Consider the following 23,722-nt stretch of genomic DNA (forward strand, 5'->3'; position numbering starts at 1 on the left):
GCGCGCTCGCGCAGCCGGCGAACGGCTGGGGCGCGCTGAAGGACTTCACCGACGTCGTCTACAACGGCAAACACCTCGTCTACGCGTCGAACGTCTCGGGATCCTCCTACGGCTCCATGGCGTTCGCCCCGTTCACCGACTGGCCGGACATGGCCACCGCCCCCCAGACCGCGATGAACCAGAACGCCGTCGCCCCCACCCTCTTCTACTTCGCCCCCAAGAAGACCTGGGTCCTCGCCTACCAGTGGGGCCAGTGGCCCTTCATCTACCGCACCTCCGACGACCCCACCAACCCCAACGGCTGGTCCACCCCCCAACCACTGTTCACCGGCACCATCCCCGGCGCCGCCCCGATCGACCAGACCCTCATCGCCGACGACCAGAACATGTACCTCTTCTTCGCCGGCGACAACGGCAGCATCTACCGGGCGAGCATGCCCATCGACAACTTCCCCGGCAACTTCGGCTCCTCCTACACCACCGTCATGACCGACACCGTCAAGAACCTCTTCGAAGCACCCCAGGTCTACAAGGTCAAGGACCGGAACCAGTACCTCATGATCGTCGAAGCCCGCGGCACCGACGAACACCGCTACTTCCGCTCCTTCACCACCACCAGCCTCAACGGCACCTGGACCCCCCAAGCCGCCACCGAGAACAACCCCTTCGCCGGCAAAGCCAACAGCGGCGCCACCTGGACCAACGACATCAGCCACGGCGACCTCGTCCGCACCAACCCCGACCAGACCATGACCATCGACCCCTGCCACCTCCAACTCCTCTACCAGGGCAAAGCCCCCAACGCCACCGGCCCCTACGACCGACTCCCCTGGCGCCCCGCCCTCCTCACCCTCCAACACTGACCCACCCCACCAGCCACACGACGCCCACACCACCACCAGGACACCCGCGCGCAAGCGCGGGTGCCCCGGCGACCACACTCCGACCGTCAGGGCGACCCGTCGGGGGCGGACTCCCGCACGACCAGGCGGGTCGGCAGGATCAGCGGGCTCGGGTCCCGCCCCTCGAGGGCGCCGACCAGCATCCGGGCCATCTCCTGCCCCAGCGCCCGCACCGGCTGGTGGATGGTGGTCAGGGGCGGACTGGAGTGCCGGGCACTCGCCAGATCGTTGAACCCGATCACGGCGACGTCCTCCGGCACCTTCAGCCCGTGCCGCCTCAGCGTCCGCAAGGCGCCGATCGCGGTGGCGTCGGAGGCGGCGAACACCGCGTCCGGCTCGCGGTGTTCGCGGAGCAGCCGCTCCATCGCCTCCGCGCCGCCGTCCTCGGTGAAGTGACCGGGCTCGACCCCGAGCAGCGGCACGCCGGCCAGCGCCAGCCCCTCGGCGAAGCCCTGCTCGCGCGCGACGGCGGCCCGGGCGTCCGGCTGACCGGTGATCGCGACGGGCCGCCGGCGGCCGGTCCGCACGAAGTGCTCGGCGGCCAGTCGGCCGCCGCCCCGGTTGTCGGCGTCCACGTACCACCGTGGCTCGCCGACCAGCGGGAGGCCGCCGAAGACCACCGGCAGGTCGGCCTGCGCGCCCAGCCGGGCAAGCGGGTCGTCGCCGCGCAGCGCCATCAGCATCACTCCGTCGGCCCGGCGGGAGCGCACCATCCGTTCGAACCGCTCCCGGCCGCGCGGGGTGTTGGCCAGCAGGAGGATCAGTTCGAGGTCCGTCGACTCGAGCACTTCGCTGACACCGACGACGACCTCGGCGAAGAACGGGTCGGCGAACAGGCCCGGCTCGTCGCTGGAGACCGCGAGCAGCACGGCGCCGACCCGGCGGGTCGCCAGCGCCTGCGCGGTCGGATTCGGCACGAAGCCCAGCTCCCTGACGGCCCGCTGGACCGCCTCGCGCTTGGCGCGGCTGACGTGCGGAGCGTTGTTGATCACCCGGGACGCCGCCGATCGCGAGACGCCCGCTCGTTCGGCGACCTCGTCGAGGGTCGGCATGCGTTTGGGGGGCGGCTGCATGGAAGGGACTGCTCCTCGGGTTCGCGCGGGCGGCGGACGACGCCATGATTCCACGCCCTCCCGCGCCCTCCCGGCCTGCGGCGGAAACGTGGTCCGGGAGCGCTTCCACGTCCTGACGCTTCGGCCTCCGCCCAAGTCGACGTGACGCTCGACCTCTTGACATGCACTCAGCTGGGAGCGATCCTCCCCTCAGCGCGTCCCGCCCCCACCGGCCGAACTGGAAGCGCTTCCACTCTCCGCCCCCACCTGGAGGAAGACCCGTGCGCAGCTCCGTCCGCACCGCAGCCGCCCTGCTGGCGAGTGCCCTCACCGCCGCCCTCGCCGTCGTCAACGCCGGTCCGGCCCATGCCGCCGACCCCACCGGCATGACCAGCGGCTTCTACACCGACCCCGACAACTCCGCACTGCTCTGGGCCGACGCCAACCCGGGCGACGGCCGCGCCGGCGCGATCCGGTCCTCCATCGGCAACACGCCGGCCGCCCGCTGGTTCGGCAACTGGAGCGGAGACATCGGCGCGGCCGCCGGCGCCTACGTCGGCCGCGCCGACGCCGCCGACAAGCTGCCGATCCTGGTCGCCTACAACATTCCCGACCGGGACGTCTGCGCCGGCCAGTCCGGTGGCGGTGCGGGCAGCCGGGGCGCCTACGACAGCTGGATCGCGGCCTTCGCGAGCGGCGTCGGCAGCCGGCCGGCCCTCGTCGTCCTGGAACCCGACGCCCTCGGCCACGAGAGCTGTATGACGTCCGCCCAGGTCGCCGAGCGCAACGCCATGCTGAAGAACGCCATCGCCCAGTTCAAGGCGAAGGCCCCCAACACCTGGGTCTACCTCGACGCCGGGAACCCCGGCTGGATCGCCGCCCCGGCCATGGCACAGCAGCTGGCCGCCGCCGGTGTCAGCGGGGCTCACGGCTTCTCGCTGAACGTCTCCAACTACTTCGCCACCGGCCGGAACACCGCCTACGGCAACGCCGTCAACGCCGCCCTGAGCTCCTTCGGCTACACCAAGCCCTTCGTGGTCGACACCAGCCGCAACGGCAACGGCTCGAACGGCGAGTGGTGCAACCCGGCCGGTCGCCGGATCGGCACCCCCACACAGCGCGGCGGCGGCGCCGAGATGCTGCTCTGGATCAAGATCCCCGGGGAGTCCGACGGCAACTGCGGCGTCGGCGGCGGCTCCTCGGCCGGACAGTTCCTGCCGGAGGTCGGCTACAGGATGATCTACGGCTACTGAAGCTCCCGACCGGCACCGGCCCTGCCCGCGCTCCCGGCGGTCACCCCGCCTCCGGCGACCCGTCGCCGACCGGTCCGGCCGCCTCCCGCGGCGGAGCGGTGCTGCTGCGCTCGACCAGCGTGGTGGCCAGGTCCACCCGCAGGGCGGCGGGCCTGGCCCCCCGTCCGAGGTCGATGACCAGGCGGGCCGCGACCTCGGCCATCTCGGTCAGCGGCTGGCGGACGGTGGTCAGCGGCGGACCGACCCAGCGGGCCAGCGGCAGATCGTCGAAGCCGACCACGCTGAGGTCCTCGGGGACGCGCAGCCCCAGCTCCCGGGCGGCCTCGTAGAGCCCCAGGGCCTGGAGGTCGTTCCCCGCGAACACCGCCGTCGGCCGGTCCGGCCGCCCCAGCAGGTCGAGCCCGATCCGACGGCCCGCCTCGTGGTGGAAGTCCCCCTCGCGGACCAGCTCCGGGTCGTACGCGATGCCCGCCATGTCCAGCGCCGCGCGGTACCCGTCGGCCCGGGCCCGGCTGCACATCATCCTGGCCGGCCCGCCGATGAGGCCGATCCGGCGGTGACCGAGGTCGAGCAGGTGCCGGGTGGCGGCCAGGCCGCCGTCCCAGTTGGTGGTACCGACGGCGGGCACCTGCCGGCCGGGGTCGCCCGCCGGGTCCAGCACCACGAAGGGGATGCCGCGGCCCGTCAGCTGGTCCTGCTGCGCGCGCTCCAGGCCGGACAGCACCAGCAGGACACCGGTCGGCCGGCGGGCGAGCACCCCGTCCACCCAGGACTGACCAGGCGTGGGCCGGCCGGCGGACTCGGACAGCACGATGCTCAGGCCCTCCTCGCGCGCCACGTTCTCGACGCCGCGGATCACCTCCGTCGCCCAGGAGCTGTCCAGCTCGTGGAAGACCAGGTCGAGCAGCGGGCTCGTCCGGCTGTCCCCGCCCCGCCGGCGGTAGCCGTGCCGGCGCAGCAGCTTCTCCACCCGCTCGCGGGTGGCCGGGGCGACGTCGGCCCGGCCGTTCAGGACCTTCGAGACGGTCGGTGCCGAGACGCCCGCCTCCTGCGCGATCTCGGCCAGGGTCGCCACTCTTGTCACCAGGTCCTCCTGCACGCCCCGCCGGGCGAACTCCGCTGCTGTGATCCGGCCGTACGGGACGGATGCTAACCGCTCGGCCCCGCGGGACGAACCCCGCCGGAAACCTCGGCCGGCGCGAACGGCACGGCCGGCTATCCCCCGGCCTGCGGTCCGGCCGGCACGGCGTTCGCCCGTCGGTGCCGAACCGGCCGGGCCACCGGCCGCCGGGGTGGCCGGTGGCCCGGGGTCCTGGGGGAGGGGGGAACGGGCCGGCAGGCGCTTTCGGTCCGGGTCAGCAGGCCCATCCGGTGGCGGAGTTCGGGGCAGGGGTGCGGCGGGAGGCGGTCGGCAGGGGCGCGTCAGGCCGCGGCACAGGTGACGGTGGGCCAGGTCCAGTTGCCGTTCGGCTGGACCGTCACCCCGAAGGTGTTCCCGTTGCCGTTGGGCTTGGCCACCAGGACCTGCGAATCCGGGAACCCCGCGGCAGCGTTCCAGGTCGACAGGACCTTGGCCGGCGACGGCACGTTCATCGTCACCGTCCAGGTGCTCGCGCCGCTCACCGCGACGTCGAGGTCGTAGCGGTCGCCCCACGACTGACCGGCCGACAGCGTCGCCGCGCAGCCGGCGCCACCGCCCGTGCCGGTGGAGTCGACCGTGACGTCGGAGCTTCCGCTGCTCCGGTAACCCTCGGTCGCCAGGATCATGTAGTTCATGGTGCCGAGGGGCATCCCGGCCCGGGCCCAGGCGTCGAAGTGGTTGCCGGTGGTGATGGTGCCCCCGGTCCGCTCACTCGCCGGCGACTTCACCTGTCCAGGCCTTGGCACACTCCACCCAACGACCGAACCACACCAAAGTCACCGGTATTGGCCCTAAGCCCTGCTCGCGCGCGACGGCGGCCCGGGCGTCCGGCTGACCGGTGGCCTCCGCGGCCGGGGCTCCCCGCGTTCCGAGGTGTGCCGATGGTCTCGCAGCCCCCGCGCGTGCTGTTCGGCGCCGCCTACTACCGCGGGTACCAACCGTACGAACGGCTGAAGGAAGACCTCGACCTGACGGCGGCGGCCGGGTTCACCGTCGTCCGGGTCGGCGCGCGCTACTCCGCCGAGAAGCGGTAGACGGTCGTCGAGCGGAACTCCTCGCCCGGGCGCAGGGCGGTGGAGGGGTACGCGGGACGGCTCGGCGAGTCCGGGAAGTGCTGCGTCTCGAGCGCGATGCCGGCGTACGCCGGGTACGGACGGCCGGAGCGGCCCGTCAGCGAGCCGTCGAAGTGGTTGCCGGTGTAGACCTGGAGGCCCGGTTCCGTCGTCAGGCACTCGACGCGCCGGCCGCTTGCCGGGTGGCTGAGCACCGCGGCCCGCCGGAAGCCGCTCCCGGCAAGCACCCAGTTGTGGTCGAAGCCGGCGCCGGCCATGCGGACCTGCCGGTCCCCGTCGGTGACCCGCTCGCCGATCACCGCCGGCTCGCGCAGGTCGAAGGGCGTGCCGGCGACTGACGTGACCGGGCCGAGCGGAATCAGTCCGCCGTCCACCGGCAGGTAGCCCGCGGCTTCCACCCCCAACCGGTGGTCGAGCACCGTCCCGCCGCCCTCGCCGGCCAGGTTGAGGTAGGCGTGGTTGGTGAGGTTGACGACCGTCGGGGCGTCCGTGGTCGCCCGGTAGCCGATCCACAGCGCGCCGGCCGGGTCGAGCAGGTACGTCACCTCGACGGTGAGTGCTCCCGGGAACCCCTCGTCCCCGTCGGGGCTGTGCAGGCGCAGCCGCACTCCGGCCCGCCTCCCCTCCCGGACGGGGACGCCCTCCCACAGGCGGGTCGCGAAGCCGTCCGGACCGCCGTGCAGGGTGTGGCCGTCGGCCTGGGTCGGCAGCCGGTGCGTCGTTCCGGCGACCGGTAGGACGCCGCCGGCGATCCGGTTGGCGTAGCGGCCGACCGTTGCACCGAAGTACGCGGCGCCGCCGAGGAGGTCGTCGACGCCGTCGCAGCCGAGGACGACGTTGGCGAGCCGACCGTTCCGGTCGGGCGCGTGGAGGGCCTGGAGGCGAGCGCCGAGGTCGAGCACTTCGGCCGTGACGCCCTCCGTGGAACCGACGGTCCAGCGGGTGACCGACCGGCCGTCGGGCAGGGTGGCGAAGGCGTCCTGGGAGACGGTCAGTTCGCCCTCGGACACGAGTGCGTCACTCGACACGGGATCACTCCGTTGCTCGCGGGGCTGCGGGGAACGGCGACGCCCGCCGGGCGGGAGGGCGTCGCCGGTGCTGGACCGGGGTCTCACAGCCCCTGGGACAGGCGGTGGTAGGCCTGGTTCCAGCGCAGTTCCTTGGTGAACCGACGGATGTTCGTGTCGTCGTCGATCACCAGCAGTTCGATGCCGAGCATCTCGGCGAGGTCCTCGAGCTCCTCGGTGCCGAGGGCGCCGGAGAGCACGGTGTGGTGCGGCGCGCCGGCCGTCAGCCAGGCCTCGGTGGAGGTGTGCAGGTCCGGGCGGGGCTTCCAGACGGCGCGGGCCACGGGCAGGTTGGGCAGCGGCGCCGGCGGCGCGACGACGTCCACCTCGTTGGCGACCAGCCGGAAGCGGTCGCCGAGGTCGGCGAGGCCGACCACCACCGCGGGGCCGGGTTCGGCGTCGAAGACCAGCCGGACGGGGTCCTCGCGCCCGCCGATCGCGAGCGGGTGGATCTCGCAGGAGGGGGTACCGGCCGCGATGCTCGGGCAGACCTCCAGCATGTGGGCGCCGAGGATCAGCTCGCTGCCGAACTCCAGGTGGTAGGTGTAGTCCTCCATGAAGGAGGTGCCGCCGGGGAGGCCGGTGGAGGCCGCCTTGAGGGTGCGCAGCAGGGTGGCGGTCTTCCAGTCGCCCTCACCGCCGAAGCCGTACCCGTCGGCCATCAGCCGCTGAACGGCGAGGCCGGGCAGTTGGCGCAGCCCGCCGAGGTCCTCGAAGTTGGTGGTGAAGGCCCGGAAGCCGCCCTGCTCCAGGAACCCGCGCAGGCCGAGTTCGATCCGCGCCGCGTAGCGCAGCGACTCGTGGCGCTCCCCGCCGGCCCGCAGCTGGGGCGCGAGGCGGTAGTCGTCCTCGTACTCCTTGACCAGGGCGGTGACGTCGCCGTCCTCCGCCGTGTCCACGGCGGCCACGAGGTCGTTGACGCCGTAGGTGTTGACGGAGACGCCGAAGCGCAGTTGGGCCTCGACCTTGTCGCCCTCGGTGACGGCGACGTCGCGCATGTTGTCGCCGAAGCGGGCGAGCTTGAGGCTGCGCAGGTCGGCGCGGCCGACGGCGGCGCGGGCCCAGGCGGCGATCCGGGCCGCGACGGCAGGGTCGCTGACGTGTCCGGCGACGGTCTTGCGCGGCACGCCGAGGCGGGACTGGATGTAGCCGAACTCGCGGTCGCCGTGGGCGGCCTGGTTCAGGTTCATGAAGTCCATGTCGATGGTCTGCCAGGGCAGTTCGACATCGGCCTGGGTGTGCAGGTGGAGCAGCGGCTTCTGCAGGGCGTCCAGGCCGGCGATCCACATCTTCGCCGGGGAGAAGGTGTGCATCCAGGCGATCAGGCCGATGCAGTCGTCGGCGGAATTGGCCTCGAGGCAGATCCGCCGGATCGCCGCGGCGTCGGTGAGGACGGGCTTCCAGACGATCTCGACCGGGACACCGGCGTCGCCGTCCAGGCTCTCGGCGATCCGCTGGGACTGCTCGGCGACCCGGCGCAGCGTGTCCTCGCCGTAGAGCCCTTGGCTGCCGGTCAGGAACCAGACCTGGCGGCCCTCCAGTGGCTTCTTCATGGGGTGGCTCCTCATCCGGCCTGGGGCTGGCCGTAGACGTTCTGGTAGCGGAAGTTGAGGCTGTCGATGTCGGCCTGCGCGATCGGCAGGGGCTCGCCGAGCTGGCGGGAGAGGTGGACGGTGCGGGCGACGTCCTCGCACATCACGGCGGCCTTCACGGCGGCCCTGGCGTCCTTGCCGATGGTGAAGACACCGTGGTTCTGCATCAGCACGGCGGGTGAACGGTGGCCTTTGAGGGTGTCCACGATGCCCCGGCCGATCGAGTCGTCGCCGATCAGCGCGAACGGGCCGACGGGGATCTCGGCACCGAACTCGTCGGCCATCGCGGTCAGGACGCAGGGGACGGCCTCGCCGCGGGCCGCCCAGGCGCAGGCGTAGCTGGAGTGGGTGTGGACCACCCCGCCGACCTCGGGCAGGTGGCGGTAGACGTAGGCGTGCGCGGCGGTGTCCGAGGACGGCGCGTGGGCTCCCTCGACGACGTTGCCGTCCAGGTCGCAGACGATCATGTTCTGCGGAGACAGGTCGTCGTAGGAGACGCCACTGGGCTTGATGACCAGCAGGTCCGCTCCCGGGACGCGGGCGGAGACGTTACCGGCGGTCCAGACCACCAGGTTGTAGCGGACCAGCTCCTGATGCAGGTCGCTGACCTGGCGGCGGATGGCGTCGACGGTCGTGTCGGTCGCGTTCACGGGGCCTCGCTCGGTGTGGTGACGGCGGCGTTGCGGATGTCGCGCAGGCGGTGCAGGAGCTTGTCGGCCCCGCGACCGAAGTGGTCGTGCAGGGCGCGGTACTCGGCGAAGAGCCGGTCGTAGGCGTCGGCGGCGGCCGGATCGGTCTGGTACGCGCCCCGCCGCACCCGGCCCATGGCCTCGGCCGCGGTCCGTACGTCCGGGTACGCCCCGGCGGCGACCGCGGCGTGGATCGCGGATCCGAGGGCGGGGCCCTGCTCCGACTCGGCGACCGAGACCGGGCGGCGCAGCACGTCGGCGTGGATCTGCATCAGCAGGGCGTTCTTCTTGAGGCCGCCGGTGACGATGAACTCGGTGACGGGGACCCCTCCCTGCTCCAGGGCCTCGACGATGACGCGGGTGCCGAAGGCGGTGGCCTCCAGCAGGGCCCGGTAGATCTCCTCGGGGCGGGTGGCCAGGGTGAGCCCGGCGATCACGCCGGAGAGGTGGTGGTCCACCAGCGTGGACCGGTTGCCGTTCATCCAGTCGAGTGCCACCAGGCCGTGCGCGCCGACGGGTTGGGCGGCGGCCTTGCGGGTGAGCAGCCGGTGCAGGTCCTCGCCGCCGGCCTCGGCCTCGGCCAGGTAGTCCGCGGGGACGCCCTGGCGCAGCCACCAGGCGAAGATGTCGCCGACGGCACTCTGCCCGGCCTCGTAGCCGTAGGAGCCGGCGACGATGCCGTCCTCGACCACACCGCAGATGCCGGGGACGTCGGCGAGCGCCGCGCCGTTGACGACGTGGCAGGTGGACGTGCCCATGATGGCGAGGAGTTGGCCGTTGTCGACGGCGCGGGCGGCCGGTGCCGCGACGTGCGCGTCGACGTTGCCGGCGGCGACCGCGATCCCCTCGCGCAGGCCGGTCCACCGTGCCGCCTGCGCGGTGAGCGAGCCGACCCGGGAGCCGAGCGGGGAGAGCGGGTGCTCCAGGCGGGTGCGGGCGAAGTCGGCGAACCCGGGGTGGAGCGCGGCGAGGTAGTCCTCGCTCGGGTAGCTCCCGTCCTGGTGGATGCCCTTGTAGCCGGCGGTGCAGGTGTTGCGGCTCTCGGCGCCGGTGAGCTGCCAGACGATCCAGTCGGCGGCTTCGATCCAGCGCTCGGTCGCGGTGTAGACGGCCGGGTCCTCCTCGAGGACCTGGAGGGCCTTGGCGTACTGCCACTCCGCGGAGATCCGCCCGCCGTAGCGGGAGATCCACTTCTCACCCCGGGCATGGGCCAGGGAGTTGATGCGGTCCGCCTGGGCCTGGGCGGCGTGGTGCTTCCAGAGCTTGGGCCAGGCGTGCGGGCGGGACGCCCAGTCGGCCGTCTCGGCCAGCGGGGTGCCGTCGACCAGTACCGGCAGGACGGTGCAGGCCGTGAAGTCGGTGGCGATCCCGATGACGTGCGCGGGGTCGACGCCGGCGGCGGCGAGTGCCGCCGGGACGGCGGTCTGCAGCACCTCGCGCCAGTCCCCTGGGTGCTGCAGCGCCCAGTCTGGCGGCAACGGCTCTGCTGTGCCCGGCAGTTCGCGCTCGATGACGGCGTGCGGGTACTCGTGGACGGCGGTGGCGACCTCCTCGCCGTCGCGCACGCGGACCACCACGGCGCGGCCGGAGAGGGTGCCGAAGTCGATCCCGACGACGTATCTCTCCGGGTCGGGGGCAGCGGGATTCACGGTCACGTCGTCATCCTTCGTACGGGGACCAGGCACTGGGGCGACACACCTGTGGTGTCGCCTGCCGCCGGTGGATCCGCGGCCGGGGCAGGGGGCAGCTCACCGGCGACAGGCTCCGTTCCGCGGCCTCCCCCTCAGGAGGGCGGAACGATGGACCACCGGCCGGACGCCCAGAAGCGGGACATGGTGGCGCCTGGCCGGCGGAGTGGGTGGGCGTTTCGCTCGTGTTAACGCTCACAGAAATTGTGAGCGTTAACATTCAACGTGTCAAGGACGCTCCAGCGCCGGGCGTCCGTCGGCCCGGGCCGTCAGCGCGGCGGGCGGCGCCGGCGGTTCAACGGCGGACGACCGGGCCCACGCTACGGCGCAGCACCAGCTCGGGCTGGATCCGCACGTGGCTCGGGGCGGACCTCGAATCGCCCTCCAGCTCCCCCAGCAGCAGCTCCAGCGCCCGCCTGCCGAGTTCGCCGAAGTCCTGTCGCACCGTGGTCAGCGGCGGGATGAAGTAGGCGGCCTCCGGGATGTCGTCGAAGCCGACCACACTGATCTCCTCGGGCACCGACCGGCCGCCCTCGTTCAGGGCGCGCAGCAGACCGAGGGCCATGTGGTCGTTGGCGCAGAAGACGGCCGTGACATCGGGCAGTCGCGCGATCCGCAACCCGGCCTGATAGCCCGAGCGGGCGCTCCAGTCGCCCCGCTCGACCTCCGGCACGGGGGCCCCGGCCGCCTGGAGCGCGCTGCGCCAGCCCTCCTCGCGGTCCTGGCTCTCCAGCCAGTTGGCCGGCCCCGCCAGGTGGTGCACGGTGCGGTGACCCAGGTCGAGCAGGTGCCCGGTGGCCTGGCCGGCACCGAAGCGGTTGCCCACCGACACCATGGGCACCTGGGTCTGGTTGCCCGAGCCGACCGCGACGACCGGCACCGAGCTGGAGAGTCGGGCCACGGCGCTGACGGCGGAGGTCTGCGGCGCGATCACCACGACGCCCTCCACTCCCTGGTCGCGCAGCCGGTCGACGGCCTCCTGGACCGACCGGCCGTCGAGGGAGCGCAGGCTGGTCACGCTCACGAAGTATCCGGCGCTTCGAGCGGCCTGCTCGATGCCGTCCAGCATCGAGGCCGGTCCGTACAGCGTCGATTCGAAGCTGACCACGCCGAGGGTCTGCGAGCGGCGGGTGACCAGGGCGCGGGCGGCGGAGTTGGGCCGGTAGTCCAGTTCGCGGATGGCGGCCAGCACGCGCTCCCGGGTGTCCGGCCGCACGTGCGGGGCGCCGTTGAGCACCCGGGACACCGTCTGGTGGGACACGCCCGCCAGTTTCGCCACGTCCGCCATCACGGGCTGGCGGTGTTCCGTCCCGGCACTCTCGGTTCCCACGGGCTCTCCCCTCCTCGGCTGCCGCCCACAGTACGCGACCAGCCCCGGGGCGTTCCGTCACCCTCGGTCGAGGGGCGCGACACTCTTCGCGCCCGACCGCCCGGGCCGCCGACAACCGACCGGCGCGGCACAGCGGGCGCGCGCACGGGTTCGCCCCCGGCCGGCGGAGGCGGCGGCTCGACGGGCGCCCCGACGCCCCGCCTACCCGCGTCGGGGCGGGCGCGCCCGCGGCGCCCGAGCGCCGGCCCGACCGCCAGCGGGCGCCGCCGCCGGCGCGCCCGATCCGCCGCCTGCGACGCGCGCCGCCCGGCCGCGACCGCCCGGGAGCCGACGCCAGATCTCGGGGACCCAACGATGCCCCGAACCCTCTTGACTCCAACAGATGTGAGCGTTAACACTCATGTAACGCCAGGCCAGGGCGGCCGCCACCCCGACGCCCCACAGCCCGAGGGACCGCTCCCGGCCGGCCTCGCCCGACCGCTACCAGCCGCCCAGTCAGAGGACGCGCTGTGCCGGTCGCGGAACACCACTGGAGGAACTGTGCGGAGAATTTCGGCGGGCCTGGTCGCCGCGGGCCTGGTGCTCTCACTGGCGGCCTGCGGCCAGAGCGCCAACGGCGGCGGCGACGGTGCGGCCAAGGGGGACGCCAAGGGCGGTCTGGTCGGCATCGCGATGCCGACCAAGTCGTCGGAACGCTGGATCAACGACGGCACCAACATGGTCAAGGAGTTCCAGGCCAAGGGCTACAAGACCGACCTGCAGTACGGCGACAACGTGGTCGAGAACCAGGTCTCCCAGGTGGAGAACATGATCACCAAGGGCGCCAAGCTGCTCGTGATCGCCGCCATCGACGGCTCCTCCCTCACCAACGTGCTGCAGAAGGCCGCCGACGCCCGCATCCCGGTGATCTCCTACGACCGCCTCATCCGCGGCACGGCGAACGTCGACTACTACGCGACCTTCGACAACTACAAGGTCGGCGTCCTCCAGGGCGGCTACATCGCCGACAAGCTCGGCCTCAAGGACGGCAAGGGCCCGTTCAACGTCGAGCTCTTCGCCGGCTCCCCTGACGACAACAACGCCACCTTCTTCTTCAACGGCGCGATGAGCGTCCTCAAGCCGTACATCGACCAGAAGAAGCTGGTCGTGCAGAGCGGCCAGACCGAGTTCAACCAGGTCGCCACGCTGCGCTGGGACGGCGGGCTCGCCCAGTCCCGGATGGACAACCTCCTCAGCAAGTCGTACACCAGCGCCCACGTCGACGCCGTGCTCTCTCCGTACGACGGCATCTCGATCGGCATCATCTCCTCCCTGAAGGGCGTCGGCTACGGCACCGCGAAGTCGCTGCCCGTCGTCACGGGCCAGGACGGCGAGCTGGCCTCGGTGAAGTCGATCATCGCGGGCGAGCAGACCCAGACGGTGTACAAGGACACCCGACAGCTGGCCAAGGCCGCCGTCCAGATGGGTGACGCGCTGCTCACCGGCGGCAAGCCGGAGGTCAACGACACCAACCAGTACGACAACGGCGTCAAGACCGTCCCGGCCCAGCTGCTGCAGCCGGTCAGCGTCGACAAGGACAACTACCAGAAGGTCCTGGTCGACAGCGGCCAGTACACCGCGGACCAGCTCAAGTAGCCCGCGGGGCCCTGCCGAACCGGCGGTGCGGCACCCGGGGGACCGGCCCGCACCGCCCCGAACGATACGGACGCACAACCATGGCTGGACCCGTTCTCGAAATGCGGTCGATCAGCAAGTCGTTCCCCGGCGTGAAGGCGCTCTCCGAGGTCAACCTGAGCGTCGCCGCCGGCGAGGTGCACGCCATCTGCGGTGAGAACGGCGCCGGCAAGTCCACCCTGATGAAGGTGCTCAGCGGCGTCCACCCGCACGGCGGCTACGAGGGCGAGATCCTCTTCGAGGGCGAGCCCTGCCGGTTCAAGGACATCCGGGCCAGCGAGCAGCGCGGCATCGTCATCATCCACCAGGAACTGGCGCTGGTGCCGTACCTGTCCATCGCCGAGAACGTCTTCCTCGGCAACGAGCACGCCTCCCGGGGCATCATCAGCTGGCAGCGCACGCTCAGCCACGCCGCCGAACTGCTCCGTCAGGTCGGCCTCGCCGAAAGCCCGCACACCCGGATCGCCGACCTCGGCGTGGGCAAGCAGCAGCTGGTCGAGATCGCCAAGGCGCTGGCCAAGAAGGTCAAGCTGCTCATCCTGGACGAACCGACGGCCGCGCTGAACGACGAGGACAGCCGCAAGCTGCTCGACCTGATCGTCGAACTCAAGGCGCAGGGCATCTCCTGCATCATCATCTCGCACAAGCTGAACGAGATCGCCCGGGTCGCGGACTCCGTGACCATCCTGCGCGACGGGCGGACCATCGAGACCATCGCGATCGGCCCCGGGGGCATCTCCGAGGAGCGGATCATCCGCGGCATGGTCGGCCGGGACCTGGAGCACCGGTACCCGGAGCGCACCCCCGACATCGGCGAGGTCGCGTTCGAGATCGAGGACTGGAGCGTGCGGCACCCGATCGACCAGCAGCGCATGGTGGTGGACGGCGCCTCGCTGAGCGTGCGGCGCGGTGAGATCGTGGGCATCGCCGGCCTGATGGGCGCCGGCCGCACGGAGTTGGCCATGAGCGTCTTCGGCCGCTCGTACGGGCGGTGGGCGGCCGGGCGGGTCCGGCTGCACGGCCGGGAGATCCGCACCCGGACCGTCCCCGAGGCGATCGGGCACGGCATCGCCTACGTCACCGAGGACCGCAAGCAGCTCGGCCTCAACCTCATCGACGACATCAGCCGCAACATCTCGCTGAGCGCGCTCGGCAAGGTCGCCCGCCACGGCCGCGTCGACCGGCACGAGGAGGCCAAGGTCGCCGAGTCCTTCCGCCGCACCATGAACATCAAGGCCCCGACGGTGTTCACCCGGACCGGCACGCTCAGCGGCGGCAACCAGCAGAAGGTCGTCCTCAGCAAGTGGATCTTCGCCGAGCCCGAGGTGCTGATCCTCGACGAGCCCACCCGCGGCATCGACATCGGCGCGAAGGCGGAGATCTACACCGTCATCGCCGAACTCGCCGCCCAGGGAAAGGCGGTGCTCGTCATCTCGTCCGAACTCCCCGAACTCCTGGGTCTGTGCGACCGGATCTACGCCATGGCCGAAGGCCGGATCACCGGCGAGGTCGCCCGTGGCGACGCCACCCAGGAAACCCTCATGCGGCTCATGACCATGAGCGCCGCCTCCAGCAACGAGCAGGTGTAAGGCATGGCCCCGACCGAGATCATCCCTGATTCGTCCCCGACGGCACCGCAGACCGGTCCGAGCCCCTCCATCGGCTCCGTCCTGGCCCGCGCGGTGCAGGGCAACGTGCGCCAGTACGGCATGCTGGTCGCGCTCGCGCTGATCGTGCTGCTGTTCCAGATCTGGACGGACGGCATCCTGCTCCAACCGCTCAACATCACCAACCTGATCCAGCAGAACGGCTACATCCTGATCCTGGCGATCGGGATGATGATCGTCATCATCGCCGGGCACATCGACCTCTCGGTCGGCTCACTGGCCGCCTTCGTCGGGGCCGCCGCCGCGGTGATGATGGTCAAGCACCAGGTGCCGTGGCCCGTGGCGGTGCTCGTCGCCCTGGCGATCGGCGCCCTCGCCGGCGCCTGGCAGGGCTTCTGGATCGCCTACCTCGGGATCCCCTCGTTCATCGTCACCCTGGCGGGCATGCTGCTGTTCCGCGGGGGCACCCAGATCATCCTGCAGGGCCAGTCGGTGGCGCCGTTCCCGAAGGGCTTCCAGAGCATCAGCAGTGGCTTCCTGCCCGAGGTCGGCCCGCACACCGACTACCACAACCTCACCCTGCTGCTGGGCCTCGCGGTGCTGGCCGTCGCGATCCTGCAGGAGGTGCGCGGCCGGCGGCAGGCCGCCTCGTACGGGCTGGAGCCGCTTCCGATCGGACTGTTCCTGGCGAAGCTCGGCGTGATCACCGCGGCCGTGGCCGCCTTCACCCTGCTGCTGGCCAGCTACCACGGCGTGCCGATCGTGCTGCTGATCCTCGGCGCGCTGCTGGTCGGCTTCGGCTACCTGATGCGCAACTCGATCATCGGCCGCCACACCTACGCCATCGGCGGCAACGAGGCGGCGGCGAAGCTGTCCGGGGTGAAGAGCAAGCGGGTCGTCTTCCTCGCCTTCACCACCATGGGCGTCCTCGCGGCGCTCGCCGGCCTGGTCTTCGCCGCGCGTCTCAACGCCGGTACCCCGCAGGCCGGCATCAACTTCGAGCTGGAGGCCATCGCCGCCGCGTTCATCGGCGGCGCCTCCGCCAGCGGCGGCGTGGGCACCGTCCTCGGCGCGATCATCGGCGGTCTGGTGCTGGGCGTGCTGAACAACGGCATGTCGCTGGTCGGCGTCGGCACCGACTACCAGCAGGTCATCAAGGGTCTGGTGCTGCTCGCGGCCGTCGGCTTCGACGTCTACAACAAGCGCCGGGCCGGCTCCTGACCGACCGCTCGACGGGGACGGGCCGCGGTGCGCACGCACCGCGGCCCGTCCTGTCCCCCGTGCCGGCGCCCGAGGGGATGCTCTCCGGCGAGGGGCCCCTCCGAGGGGTTCGGCGGGCCGCCGGCACCGGGGCGAGCACGACCAGTGCCGGCACGTGCCGGGATTCCTTCCGGCGGGCGGCAACCTCCCGCGGACTGGCGGCAACTGACAGACGACACCGAGGGCGGAACGTCCCCCGGGCCGTCCCCCTCAACCGCCGACCGCCGCACGCGGCCGCCCAGCCGGGCCGGGTCGCCTCGGCGGGGCCGAAGCAAGGAGCCCCCCATGAACGAGACGGATCCCACGGCGACCGGTCGCGGCCGGCGTCCCCGCGGGCGCCACCGCCGGCGCTGGACGACGCTGGGCCTGGCACTGGGCGTGCCCGGCGTGCTCGGCCCGTACCTGCTCTTCGTGCAGGCCGACTCCGACGCGGCGTCGGTGGATCCCGACGCGTACTACTCGCTGGTGTCCGTCCGCAGCGACAAGGCCCTGGACGTGCCCGGTGCGGACGCGGCCGACGGTGCCCGGGCCCGGCAGACGAACCGCGTGGCCGGGGCCGCGAGCCAGCAGTGGAGGCTGCGGCTGGTGGGGGACGGCTACTACGAGCTGGAGAACCGCGGCACCCACAAGGTCCTCGGAGTGCACGACGGCTCCTCCCGGCCCGTGTCCGCCGTCGAGCAACAGAGCGACCACGCCGCCGCCTCCCAGCAGTGGCGGATGCAGGACGTCGGCGACGGCGCGGTGAAGTTCGTCTCCCGTGGCAGCGGCCTGGTGCTGGACGTCTGCGGCGGAGGCGAGGAGGAGGGCGTACCGCTCATCCAGTACGGCGACACCGGCGGCGCCAATCAGCGGTGGAAGCTGGTGAAGGTGCCCGGCGCGGGCGGGTACACCTGGCACAACGCACAGATCGTCGGCGGCGGCTTCGTCACCGGACTGGTCTTCAACCCCGCCCGCAAGGACCTGCTGTACGCCCGGACCGACATCGGCGGCGCGTACCGCTGGGACGCCGCCTCCGGGCAGTGGACCTCGCTGACCGACTGGATCGGCGGCGCCGACTGGAACCTGCTCGGGATCGAGAGCCTGGCCACCGACCCGGTCGACCCGGACCGGCTGTACCTGGCCAGCGGCACCTACACCAACGACTGGGCGGGCAACGGCGCGATCCTCCGCTCCACCGACCAGGGCCGGACGTTCCAGCGCACCGACCTGCCCTTCAAACTGGGCGGCAACGAGGACGGCCGGTCCATGGGCGAGCGGCTGGTGGTCGACCCCTCCGACCACCGCACGCTCTACCTGGGCACCCGAAAGAACGGCCTCTGGCGCAGCACCGACTACGGCGTGACGTGGAGCCAGGTCACCGCCTTCCCCGTCAAGGACGGCGCGAGCAGCGGCGTCGGCCTGTCCTTCGTGACCTTCGGCCCGTCCGGCAGCAGGACGGTCTACGTCGGGGTCGCCGACAGGTCGACCTCCCTGTACCGCTCCACCGACGGCGGCGCCACCTGGCAGGCCGTCCCCGGCCAACCGACCGGCCAGCTGCCGCAGCACGGCGTGCTGTCCGGCGACGGCTCGTTCTACCTGACGTACACCAACGCGCCCGGCCCGAACGGGGTGACGGCCGGCTCGGTGTGGAAGTACACGCCCTCCACCGGGGCCTGGAAGAACGTCTCGCCGTCCAGCGGTGGTTACGGCTTCGCCGGCCTCGCGGTCGACCCGCAGCACCCGGCCACGGTGATGGTCACCACCATGGACCGCTGGTGGCCCTCCGACGAGCTGTACCGCTCGACCGACGGCGGCGCCACCTGGAAGGCCCTCGGGGCGACCTCGGAACGCGACAACTCGGCGGCACCCTACGTGGGCACCGGCATCGGGCACTGGATGGGCGCGCTCGCCATCGACCCCTACGACTCCGGGCACGTGCTCTACGGAACCGGCTCCGGCATGTGGGGCAGCAGCGACGTGACGGCGGCCGACGGCGGGCGGCCGACGCACTGGACCGTCCCGGCCAGGGGGCTGGAGGAGACCGCGACGCTCGGCCTGGTCAAGCCGCCCGGCCTCCCGCTGATCAGCGCGCTCGGCGACATCGGCGGATTCCGGCACGACGATCTGACCAAGGTCCCCGCCAAGGCGCTGAGCGGTCCGCTGTTCACCAACACCACGGGCATCGACTTCGCCCAGGGCAAGCCGGAGTTCATGGTGCGGGTCGGCCTCGGCAGCGCGCAGCACGGTGCCTGGTCGGCCGACGGCGGAGTCACCTGGGCTCCCTTCGCGGCCGCTCCGGTGGGCGACGCGGGCGGCGGCTCCACCGCCGTCTCGGCGGACGGCGGCACCGTGGTGTGGACCCCGGCGGGCCGGACGCCGTTCCTCTCGACCGACCGGGGCACGTCCTGGACCGCGGTCTCCGGCCTGCCCGGGGAGGCGGCCGTGGTGGCCGACCGTTCGGTGGCGAACACCTTCTACGCGCTCAGCGGCGGCACCCTCTACGCCTCCACCGACGGTGGGCGGCACTTCACCGCCCGGGCCGCCGGACTGGGCGATGGCCCGCTCAAGGCCGTCCCGGGCGTCGCCGGTGACCTGTGGATCGCCGGCGGCGGCAACGGGCTGCGGCACTCCACCGACGGCGGGGCGACGTTCCGCAGGCTCGACGGCGTCGAGCAGGCGGGCGCCGTCGGTTTCGGCAAGGCGGCGCCCGGGGCGGGCTACCAGGCCCTGTACCTGAGCGGGAAGGTCAAGGGCGTCATCGGCCTGTTCCGCTCCACCGACGGCGGCTCGACGTGGGCCCGGATCAACGACGACCAGCACCAGTTCGGCGGGAGCGTCATCAACGTCGTCTCCGGCGACCCCGACGTCTTCGGCCGGGTGTACCTCGGCGGCTACGGCCGCGGCGTGGTCTACGGCGACCCGTCCTGACCGGCCCGGCCCCGGGGCGGGCGGGGATCCGCACCGCCCGCCCCGGACCGGCCCCGGGAGAACGCCGCGAAGAAACCCGCGCCGTCGCGGCAACCTTCCCGTTCCCGGCGCCCACTGGGCGGTGGAACGTCGAGTCGATCTACCGAATGGACGGGAATGAGGGCAACGAAGCACGCCGCCCGGCAGGCGAACCGCACGCGCCGGCTGGTGATGGGCATTCCGTTGGCACTGGTGGCGGTCGGCGTACTGGTCTGTCTGGCCTTCGCGCTCCTGCCGCGCGGCGGGAACGACGCCGGTGCGACGGAGCCGGCCGCCGTGTCCGCCGCGGCCACCGAGCCCAGCATGCCTCCCGGCACCGGCGTCCCGGCCGACCCCACGCCCTCGACGGCACCGCCGTCGGCCACCGGCTCCGCGCCCGCCGCCACCCGCACGCCGTCGCCCTCGGCCAGTCCCACACCCCGACCGTCGACCCCCTCCGCGTCCGCGTCCGCCAGGGCCACCCCGTCACCGTCGGTCGCCGCCGGCGGTTCCGGCCCCGCACCCGCCACGGCGTCGCCGGCCGGGCGGATCAAGCCCGGCGCGGACTACCAGGGCGTCGCGACCTCCTACGACGCCGCGGACGGCAACGGTGCCTGCTCGTTCGGCCCGTCCGGTGACCTCATGGTCGCGGCGATGAACCACACCGACTACGAGTCGTCCAGGGCGTGCGGGGCCGTCGTACGCGTCCACGCCGCCGACGGGGCGAGCATCACGGTGCGGATCGTCAACGAGTGCCCGTTGCCCTGCGCGCCCGGGCAGCTCGACCTCAGCCACGAGGCCTTCGCCAAGCTGGCCGATCCCTCGGTGGGCCGCCTGCCGGTCACCTGGACGGTACTGAGCCCGGCCACGGCGCCGGACACCATGTCCATCCGGTACAAGACCGGGTCCAGCCAGTGGTGGTGCGGGATCCAGGTGATCGGCCACCGCAACCCGGTGGCGACGCTGGAGGTCCGCGCCGCGGGCGGCTGGCGGCAGCTGTCCCGCGCCGACGACAACTACTTCCGCTCCCCCGACGGCGGCGGGTGCGGCGGATCGGTCAGGGTCACCGACGTCTACGGGGAACAGCTGACCGTCGACGGGATCGCGGTGAAGCCGGACGTCGTCCAGCCGACCCGAGTCCAGTTCGCCCGGCATTGAACGCGCCGCTCGCCCGCCGGCCGTCGCCGCTCCCCCTCCGGGGCGGCCCCCGCTCCGCGCCGGAGACGGGCACTGCTACGCTCGCGCCCATTGTTAACGTTCACATTGCAGGGAGAGGGCGACCGGGGGAAATGCTCCTCGATGACGCGTCCGCGGAGTTCCACGACTTCTTCGAACGCCACTACTCCGAACTCGCCCGTCTCGCCCACCTCCTGACCGGCGAGGCGGACGCGGCCGACGACCTCGCCGCGGACGCCCTGATCGCGCTGTGGCGACGCTGGGACCGGCTCCGCGCGGCCGACCACCCCCTCGCCTACGCGCGCGGGGTGGTCGCCAACATGGCCCGGGCCCGGATCCGCAGCGCCATCCGCGAGCGGCGCCGGGTGCTGCTGTTCTGGTCCCGCGCACCCGAGCGAACGGACGGCCCGGACGTGGCCGCCGTGCTGGACGTCCGGACGGCGCTCGACCGGCTGCCGTTCCGCAAGCGGGCGTGCGTGGTGATGCGCCACGCCTTCGACCTGTCGGAGAAGGACACCGCCGCGGCGCTGGGCATCTCGGTCGGTACGGTGAAGAGCCAGACCTCGAAGGCGATGGCCGAGCTGGAACGCGCACTCGGCGCACGAGCGGTCGGCGAACTGGCGACAGGAAGGAGGAACGTACGGTGAACGAGCACATCACCCGGCAGCTGCGCGAAGCGGCCGAAGCCCACCGGCCCGACCGCGCACGGATCCTGGCCCGCGTCGAGCGCGGAGCGGCCGGCCCCTCCGTCCGCCACCGCGCGCCGGCGGTCATGAGGTCGTGGCCCAGAGCCGCCCTCGCCGCCCTCGCCACGGCCGGCGTCCTGGCCACCGGCGGCCTGGCCGTCGCCGGCATCGTCCGGACACCGCTGCAGCCGGACACCGTCACCACCACCCCGGCCGGCCCGCTCCCGACTGCGACCGCGACCCCGTCCCCGACGGTCACCCCTTCGCCGACCCCGGCAGCCCCGGGCACCGTCACCCCGCCCCCCGTACCCGCCCCGGCCACCACCCCGGGCAGTCCGCGCCCCACCCCCTCGGCCAGCAGCCACCCCGTGAACGGTGCGCTGTGGTCGGAGGGATCGGTCGACTCCCACAGCACGGTGTACTGGGCCCAGCAGGACCTCGTCCTCAGGACCACCCAGCCGCTCACCTCGCTCACCGTCGAGCTACGGATCGCCCAGACCGGCGAGGTCCGGGACACCGGGAACTGGCGGACGCTTCCGAGCGAGGACTTCACGGTCACCGTCCAGGAGTCCGGCGGCGTGCTGTTCTACCGCTGGGTGCTGAAGCCGGGCCGCACGGTTCCGGTCGGGCAGCACGAGTTCGCCGGCCAGTTCAACCACGCCACCGGCGTGCGCAGCGCCGCCAACGACGGCTACCGGGTCGACGCCCAGTCGGCCGGCGGCCCCGCCTCGGTCTGGGGAGGGTTCGGCCCGGCGCGCTGAGGCCCGCCCGGTGTGCCGGCCCCACGGGGTCGGCGGGCGGGGTGGCGTCACTCCGTGAGGGCCGCACCACTCTCCCGGTCGACGAAATGTCCTCCCCGGCCCGGCAACCTTTCCCCCCAGGGCGGCAACTGACGGGTAACCAGAGCCGCACCAAGGCCCGCCCGCTCAGAAGGACAAGCCCTTGCCAGACCAGAACCGCTCCCATCGCCGCCGTCCGGCAACCCGCCGTCTGATCGCGGCCGCCGTGGTGCTCGCCGCCGCGGGTACCGCCGTACCGCTGATCGCCCAGGCCGCACGGACGCCGAACGCCGGCAAGCCCACCGCGCTGGGCCCGGCGGCGGCCGCTAGCGGCCGCTACTTCGGTACGGCCGTCGCCGCCGGGAGGCTCGGCGACTCGACGTACTCCACCGTTCTCGACCGGGAATTCACCATGGTCACCCCGGAGAACGAGATGAAGTGGGACACCGTCGAGCCCTCGCGCGGATCGTTCGACTTCGCCCCCGCCGACGCGATCGTCGGCCATGCCTCCGGGCACGGCCAGCGCATGCGCGGCCACACCCTGGTCTGGCACTCCCAGCTGCCCGACTGGGTCTCCTCCATCACCGACGCCAACACCCTGCGCGGTGTGATGAACAACCACATCACCCAGGAGATGGCCCACTACAAGGGCAGGATCTACGCCTGGGACGTGGTGAACGAGGCGTTCGCCGACGGCGGGAGCGGCCAGCACCGCCCCTCGGTGTTCCAGAACGTGCTCGGCAACGGCTTCATCGAGGAGGCCTTCCGCACCGCCAGGAACGCCGACCCCGCGGCCAAGCTCTGCTACAACGACTACAGCATCGAGAACCGGTCGGACGCCAAGACCCAGGGCGTCTACGCCATGGTCAAGGACTTCAAGTCCCGCGGCGTCCCCATCGACTGCGTCGGCTTCCAGAGCCACTTCGGCGCGGGCGGCCCGCCTGCGAGCTTCCGTACCACCCTGTCCGACTTCGCCGCGCTCGGCGTCGACGTCCAGATCACCGAACTGGACGTCGCCCAGGCGTCCGCCACCGCGTACCGCGACGCCGTCCAGGCCTGCCTCGACGTCCCCCGCTGCACGGGCACGACCGTGTGGGGCATCCGCGACAGGGACTCCTGGCGCACCGGCGAGAACCCGTTGCTCTTCGACGACAACGGCAACCGGAAGAGCGCCTACGACGCGGTGCTCACCGCCCTGGGCAGCGCCGGCGGCGGCACCACGGACGGCGGCATCACCTCCGGCACCGTCTACACGCTCTCCGCGGCGGGAGCCTCCGGTCGCGTCCTCGACGAGCCCGCGGGGTGGAACGGCAACGGCACCCCGCTCCAGGTCTGGGACGCCAGCGGCGCCACCAACCAGCAGTGGCGCGCCACCAGGAACGACGACGGCTCCTACACCCTGACCAACATCGCCAGCGGACGGGTCCTGGACGAACCCGGCGGCCGGACCGGCAACGGGACGCGGATGCAGGTCTGGGACTCCACCGGCGGCGCCAACCAGCGCTGGAAGGCCACCCGGAACAGCGACGGCTCGTACACGCTCACCAACGCCGCGAGCGGCCGGGCCCTGGAGACCCCCGGCAACCAGACCGCCAACGGCACCGCCGTCCAGATCTGGGACTCCTGGGGCGCGGCCAACCAGCACTGGAGCCTCAAGCCGTCCGGTTCGTCGACGCCGGCGCCGACGGGCGGCTCGTGCGCACTGCCGTCGACGTACCGGTGGTCGTCCACGGGCGCGCTCGCGCAGCCGGCGAACGGCTGGGGCGCGCTGAAGGACTTCACCGACGTCGTCTACAACGGCAAACACCTCGTCTACGCGTCGAACGTC

The 23,722-nt window shown here is 72.5% G+C and carries 18 protein-coding genes and 1 pseudogene; 11 read left to right on the top strand and 8 right to left on the bottom strand.

Going from position 1 to position 23,722, the window contains the following annotated elements:
* Positions 1 to 863 (top strand): non-reducing end alpha-L-arabinofuranosidase family hydrolase (locus ACIA8Q_RS33280; RefSeq protein ID WP_396318272.1); only part of this gene is annotated, 863 nt, incomplete at its 5' end.
* Between the two features lie 86 nt (positions 864 to 949).
* Here ACIA8Q_RS33280 and ACIA8Q_RS33285 read toward each other — a convergent pair.
* Entirely contained in the window at positions 950 to 1,975 is a 1,026-nt protein-coding gene (locus ACIA8Q_RS33285; RefSeq protein ID WP_360212097.1) for a LacI family DNA-binding transcriptional regulator, read from the bottom strand.
* A gap of 260 nt (positions 1,976 to 2,235) precedes the next feature.
* Here ACIA8Q_RS33285 and ACIA8Q_RS33290 point away from each other — a divergent pair, with 260 nt between their 5' ends.
* Positions 2,236 to 3,207 carry a glycoside hydrolase family 6 protein gene (locus tag ACIA8Q_RS33290; RefSeq protein WP_360212095.1) on the top strand — a complete coding sequence of 324 codons (972 nt, stop codon included), beginning with the start codon at positions 2,236 to 2,238 and terminating at the stop codon, positions 3,205 to 3,207.
* A gap of 40 nt (positions 3,208 to 3,247) precedes the next feature.
* Here the strand turns inward: ACIA8Q_RS33290 and ACIA8Q_RS33295 are convergent, their stop codons facing one another.
* Both ACIA8Q_RS33295 and ACIA8Q_RS33300 read right to left on the bottom strand, forming a co-directional pair.
* Positions 3,248 to 4,291, bottom strand: coding sequence for a LacI family DNA-binding transcriptional regulator (locus ACIA8Q_RS33295; protein ID WP_387906420.1), 1,044 nt, complete (start codon positions 4,289 to 4,291; stop codon positions 3,248 to 3,250).
* Positions 4,292 to 4,629: 338 nt separating this feature from the next.
* Positions 4,630 to 5,061 (bottom strand): annotated as a pseudogene (locus ACIA8Q_RS33300) (glycoside hydrolase family 11 protein); the annotation flags it as partial.
* A 168-nt stretch (positions 5,062 to 5,229) separates the two neighbouring features.
* Between ACIA8Q_RS33300 and ACIA8Q_RS33305 the strand changes: the two are divergent.
* Complete coding sequence (locus tag ACIA8Q_RS33305) at positions 5,230 to 5,382, top strand: hypothetical protein (protein ID WP_396318279.1); 153 nt, start codon at positions 5,230 to 5,232, stop codon at positions 5,380 to 5,382.
* Here ACIA8Q_RS33305 and ACIA8Q_RS33310 read toward each other — a convergent pair.
* The 5 genes from ACIA8Q_RS33310 to ACIA8Q_RS33330 form a co-directional block, all read right to left on the bottom strand.
* Positions 5,361 to 6,449: an aldose epimerase family protein gene (locus tag ACIA8Q_RS33310; RefSeq protein WP_387906423.1), complete on the bottom strand. Its 1,089-nt coding sequence runs from the start codon at positions 6,447 to 6,449 to the stop codon at positions 5,361 to 5,363. The genes ACIA8Q_RS33305 and ACIA8Q_RS33310 overlap by 22 nt on opposite strands.
* 83 nt (positions 6,450 to 6,532) lie before the next feature.
* Positions 6,533 to 8,041, bottom strand: coding sequence for an L-arabinose isomerase (gene araA / locus ACIA8Q_RS33315; RefSeq protein WP_396318273.1), 1,509 nt, complete (start codon positions 8,039 to 8,041; stop codon positions 6,533 to 6,535).
* A gap of 11 nt (positions 8,042 to 8,052) precedes the next feature.
* A complete protein-coding gene (locus tag ACIA8Q_RS33320; RefSeq protein WP_396318274.1) occupies positions 8,053 to 8,730 on the bottom strand; it encodes an L-ribulose-5-phosphate 4-epimerase in 678 nt (225 codons plus the stop codon).
* A complete protein-coding gene (locus tag ACIA8Q_RS33325) occupies positions 8,727 to 10,424 on the bottom strand; it encodes a ribulokinase (RefSeq protein ID WP_396318275.1) in 1,698 nt (565 codons plus the stop codon). The genes ACIA8Q_RS33320 and ACIA8Q_RS33325 overlap by 4 nt, the downstream gene beginning before the upstream one ends.
* Positions 10,425 to 10,752: 328 nt before the next feature.
* On the bottom strand, positions 10,753 to 11,787 hold the full coding sequence (locus ACIA8Q_RS33330) for a LacI family DNA-binding transcriptional regulator (RefSeq protein ID WP_396318276.1): 1,035 nt from the start codon (positions 11,785 to 11,787) through the stop codon (positions 10,753 to 10,755).
* A 540-nt stretch (positions 11,788 to 12,327) separates the two neighbouring features.
* Here ACIA8Q_RS33330 and chvE point away from each other — a divergent pair.
* The 8 genes from chvE to ACIA8Q_RS33370 form a co-directional block, all read left to right on the top strand.
* On the top strand, positions 12,328 to 13,422 hold the full coding sequence (gene chvE, locus ACIA8Q_RS33335) for a multiple monosaccharide ABC transporter substrate-binding protein (protein ID WP_387906433.1): 1,095 nt from the start codon (positions 12,328 to 12,330) through the stop codon (positions 13,420 to 13,422).
* Positions 13,423 to 13,502: 80 nt separating this feature from the next.
* A complete protein-coding gene (gene mmsA / locus ACIA8Q_RS33340) occupies positions 13,503 to 15,050 on the top strand; it encodes a multiple monosaccharide ABC transporter ATP-binding protein (protein WP_387906436.1) in 1,548 nt (515 codons plus the stop codon).
* Positions 15,051 to 15,053: 3 nt separating this feature from the next.
* The gene (gene mmsB / locus ACIA8Q_RS33345; protein WP_387906438.1) at positions 15,054 to 16,289 is read left to right on the top strand and encodes a multiple monosaccharide ABC transporter permease; all 1,236 of its coding nucleotides are present in this window, start codon (positions 15,054 to 15,056) and stop codon (positions 16,287 to 16,289) included.
* A gap of 324 nt (positions 16,290 to 16,613) precedes the next feature.
* On the top strand, positions 16,614 to 19,235 hold the full coding sequence (locus ACIA8Q_RS33350; protein WP_396318277.1) for an RICIN domain-containing protein: 2,622 nt from the start codon (positions 16,614 to 16,616) through the stop codon (positions 19,233 to 19,235).
* Positions 19,236 to 19,391: 156 nt separating this feature from the next.
* Positions 19,392 to 20,411 (top strand): expansin EXLX1 family cellulose-binding protein, encoded by a 1,020-nt coding sequence (locus ACIA8Q_RS33355; RefSeq protein ID WP_387906443.1) that lies wholly within the window; start codon positions 19,392 to 19,394, stop codon positions 20,409 to 20,411.
* Between the two features lie 131 nt (positions 20,412 to 20,542).
* Positions 20,543 to 21,076 (top strand): SigE family RNA polymerase sigma factor, encoded by a 534-nt coding sequence (locus tag ACIA8Q_RS33360; RefSeq protein WP_387906445.1) that lies wholly within the window; start codon positions 20,543 to 20,545, stop codon positions 21,074 to 21,076.
* On the top strand, positions 21,073 to 21,876 hold the full coding sequence (locus tag ACIA8Q_RS33365; RefSeq protein WP_360212069.1) for a hypothetical protein: 804 nt from the start codon (positions 21,073 to 21,075) through the stop codon (positions 21,874 to 21,876). Before ACIA8Q_RS33360 ends, ACIA8Q_RS33365 begins: the two co-directional genes overlap by 4 nt.
* A 181-nt stretch (positions 21,877 to 22,057) precedes the next feature.
* Positions 22,058 to 23,722: non-reducing end alpha-L-arabinofuranosidase family hydrolase (locus tag ACIA8Q_RS33370; RefSeq protein ID WP_396318278.1), on the top strand; the 1,665-nt coding region annotated here is incomplete at its 3' end.

Origin of the sequence: Kitasatospora sp. NPDC051705 (assembly GCF_044453265.1) — a bacterium.
GTDB lineage: Bacteria > Actinomycetota > Actinomycetes > Streptomycetales > Streptomycetaceae > Kitasatospora.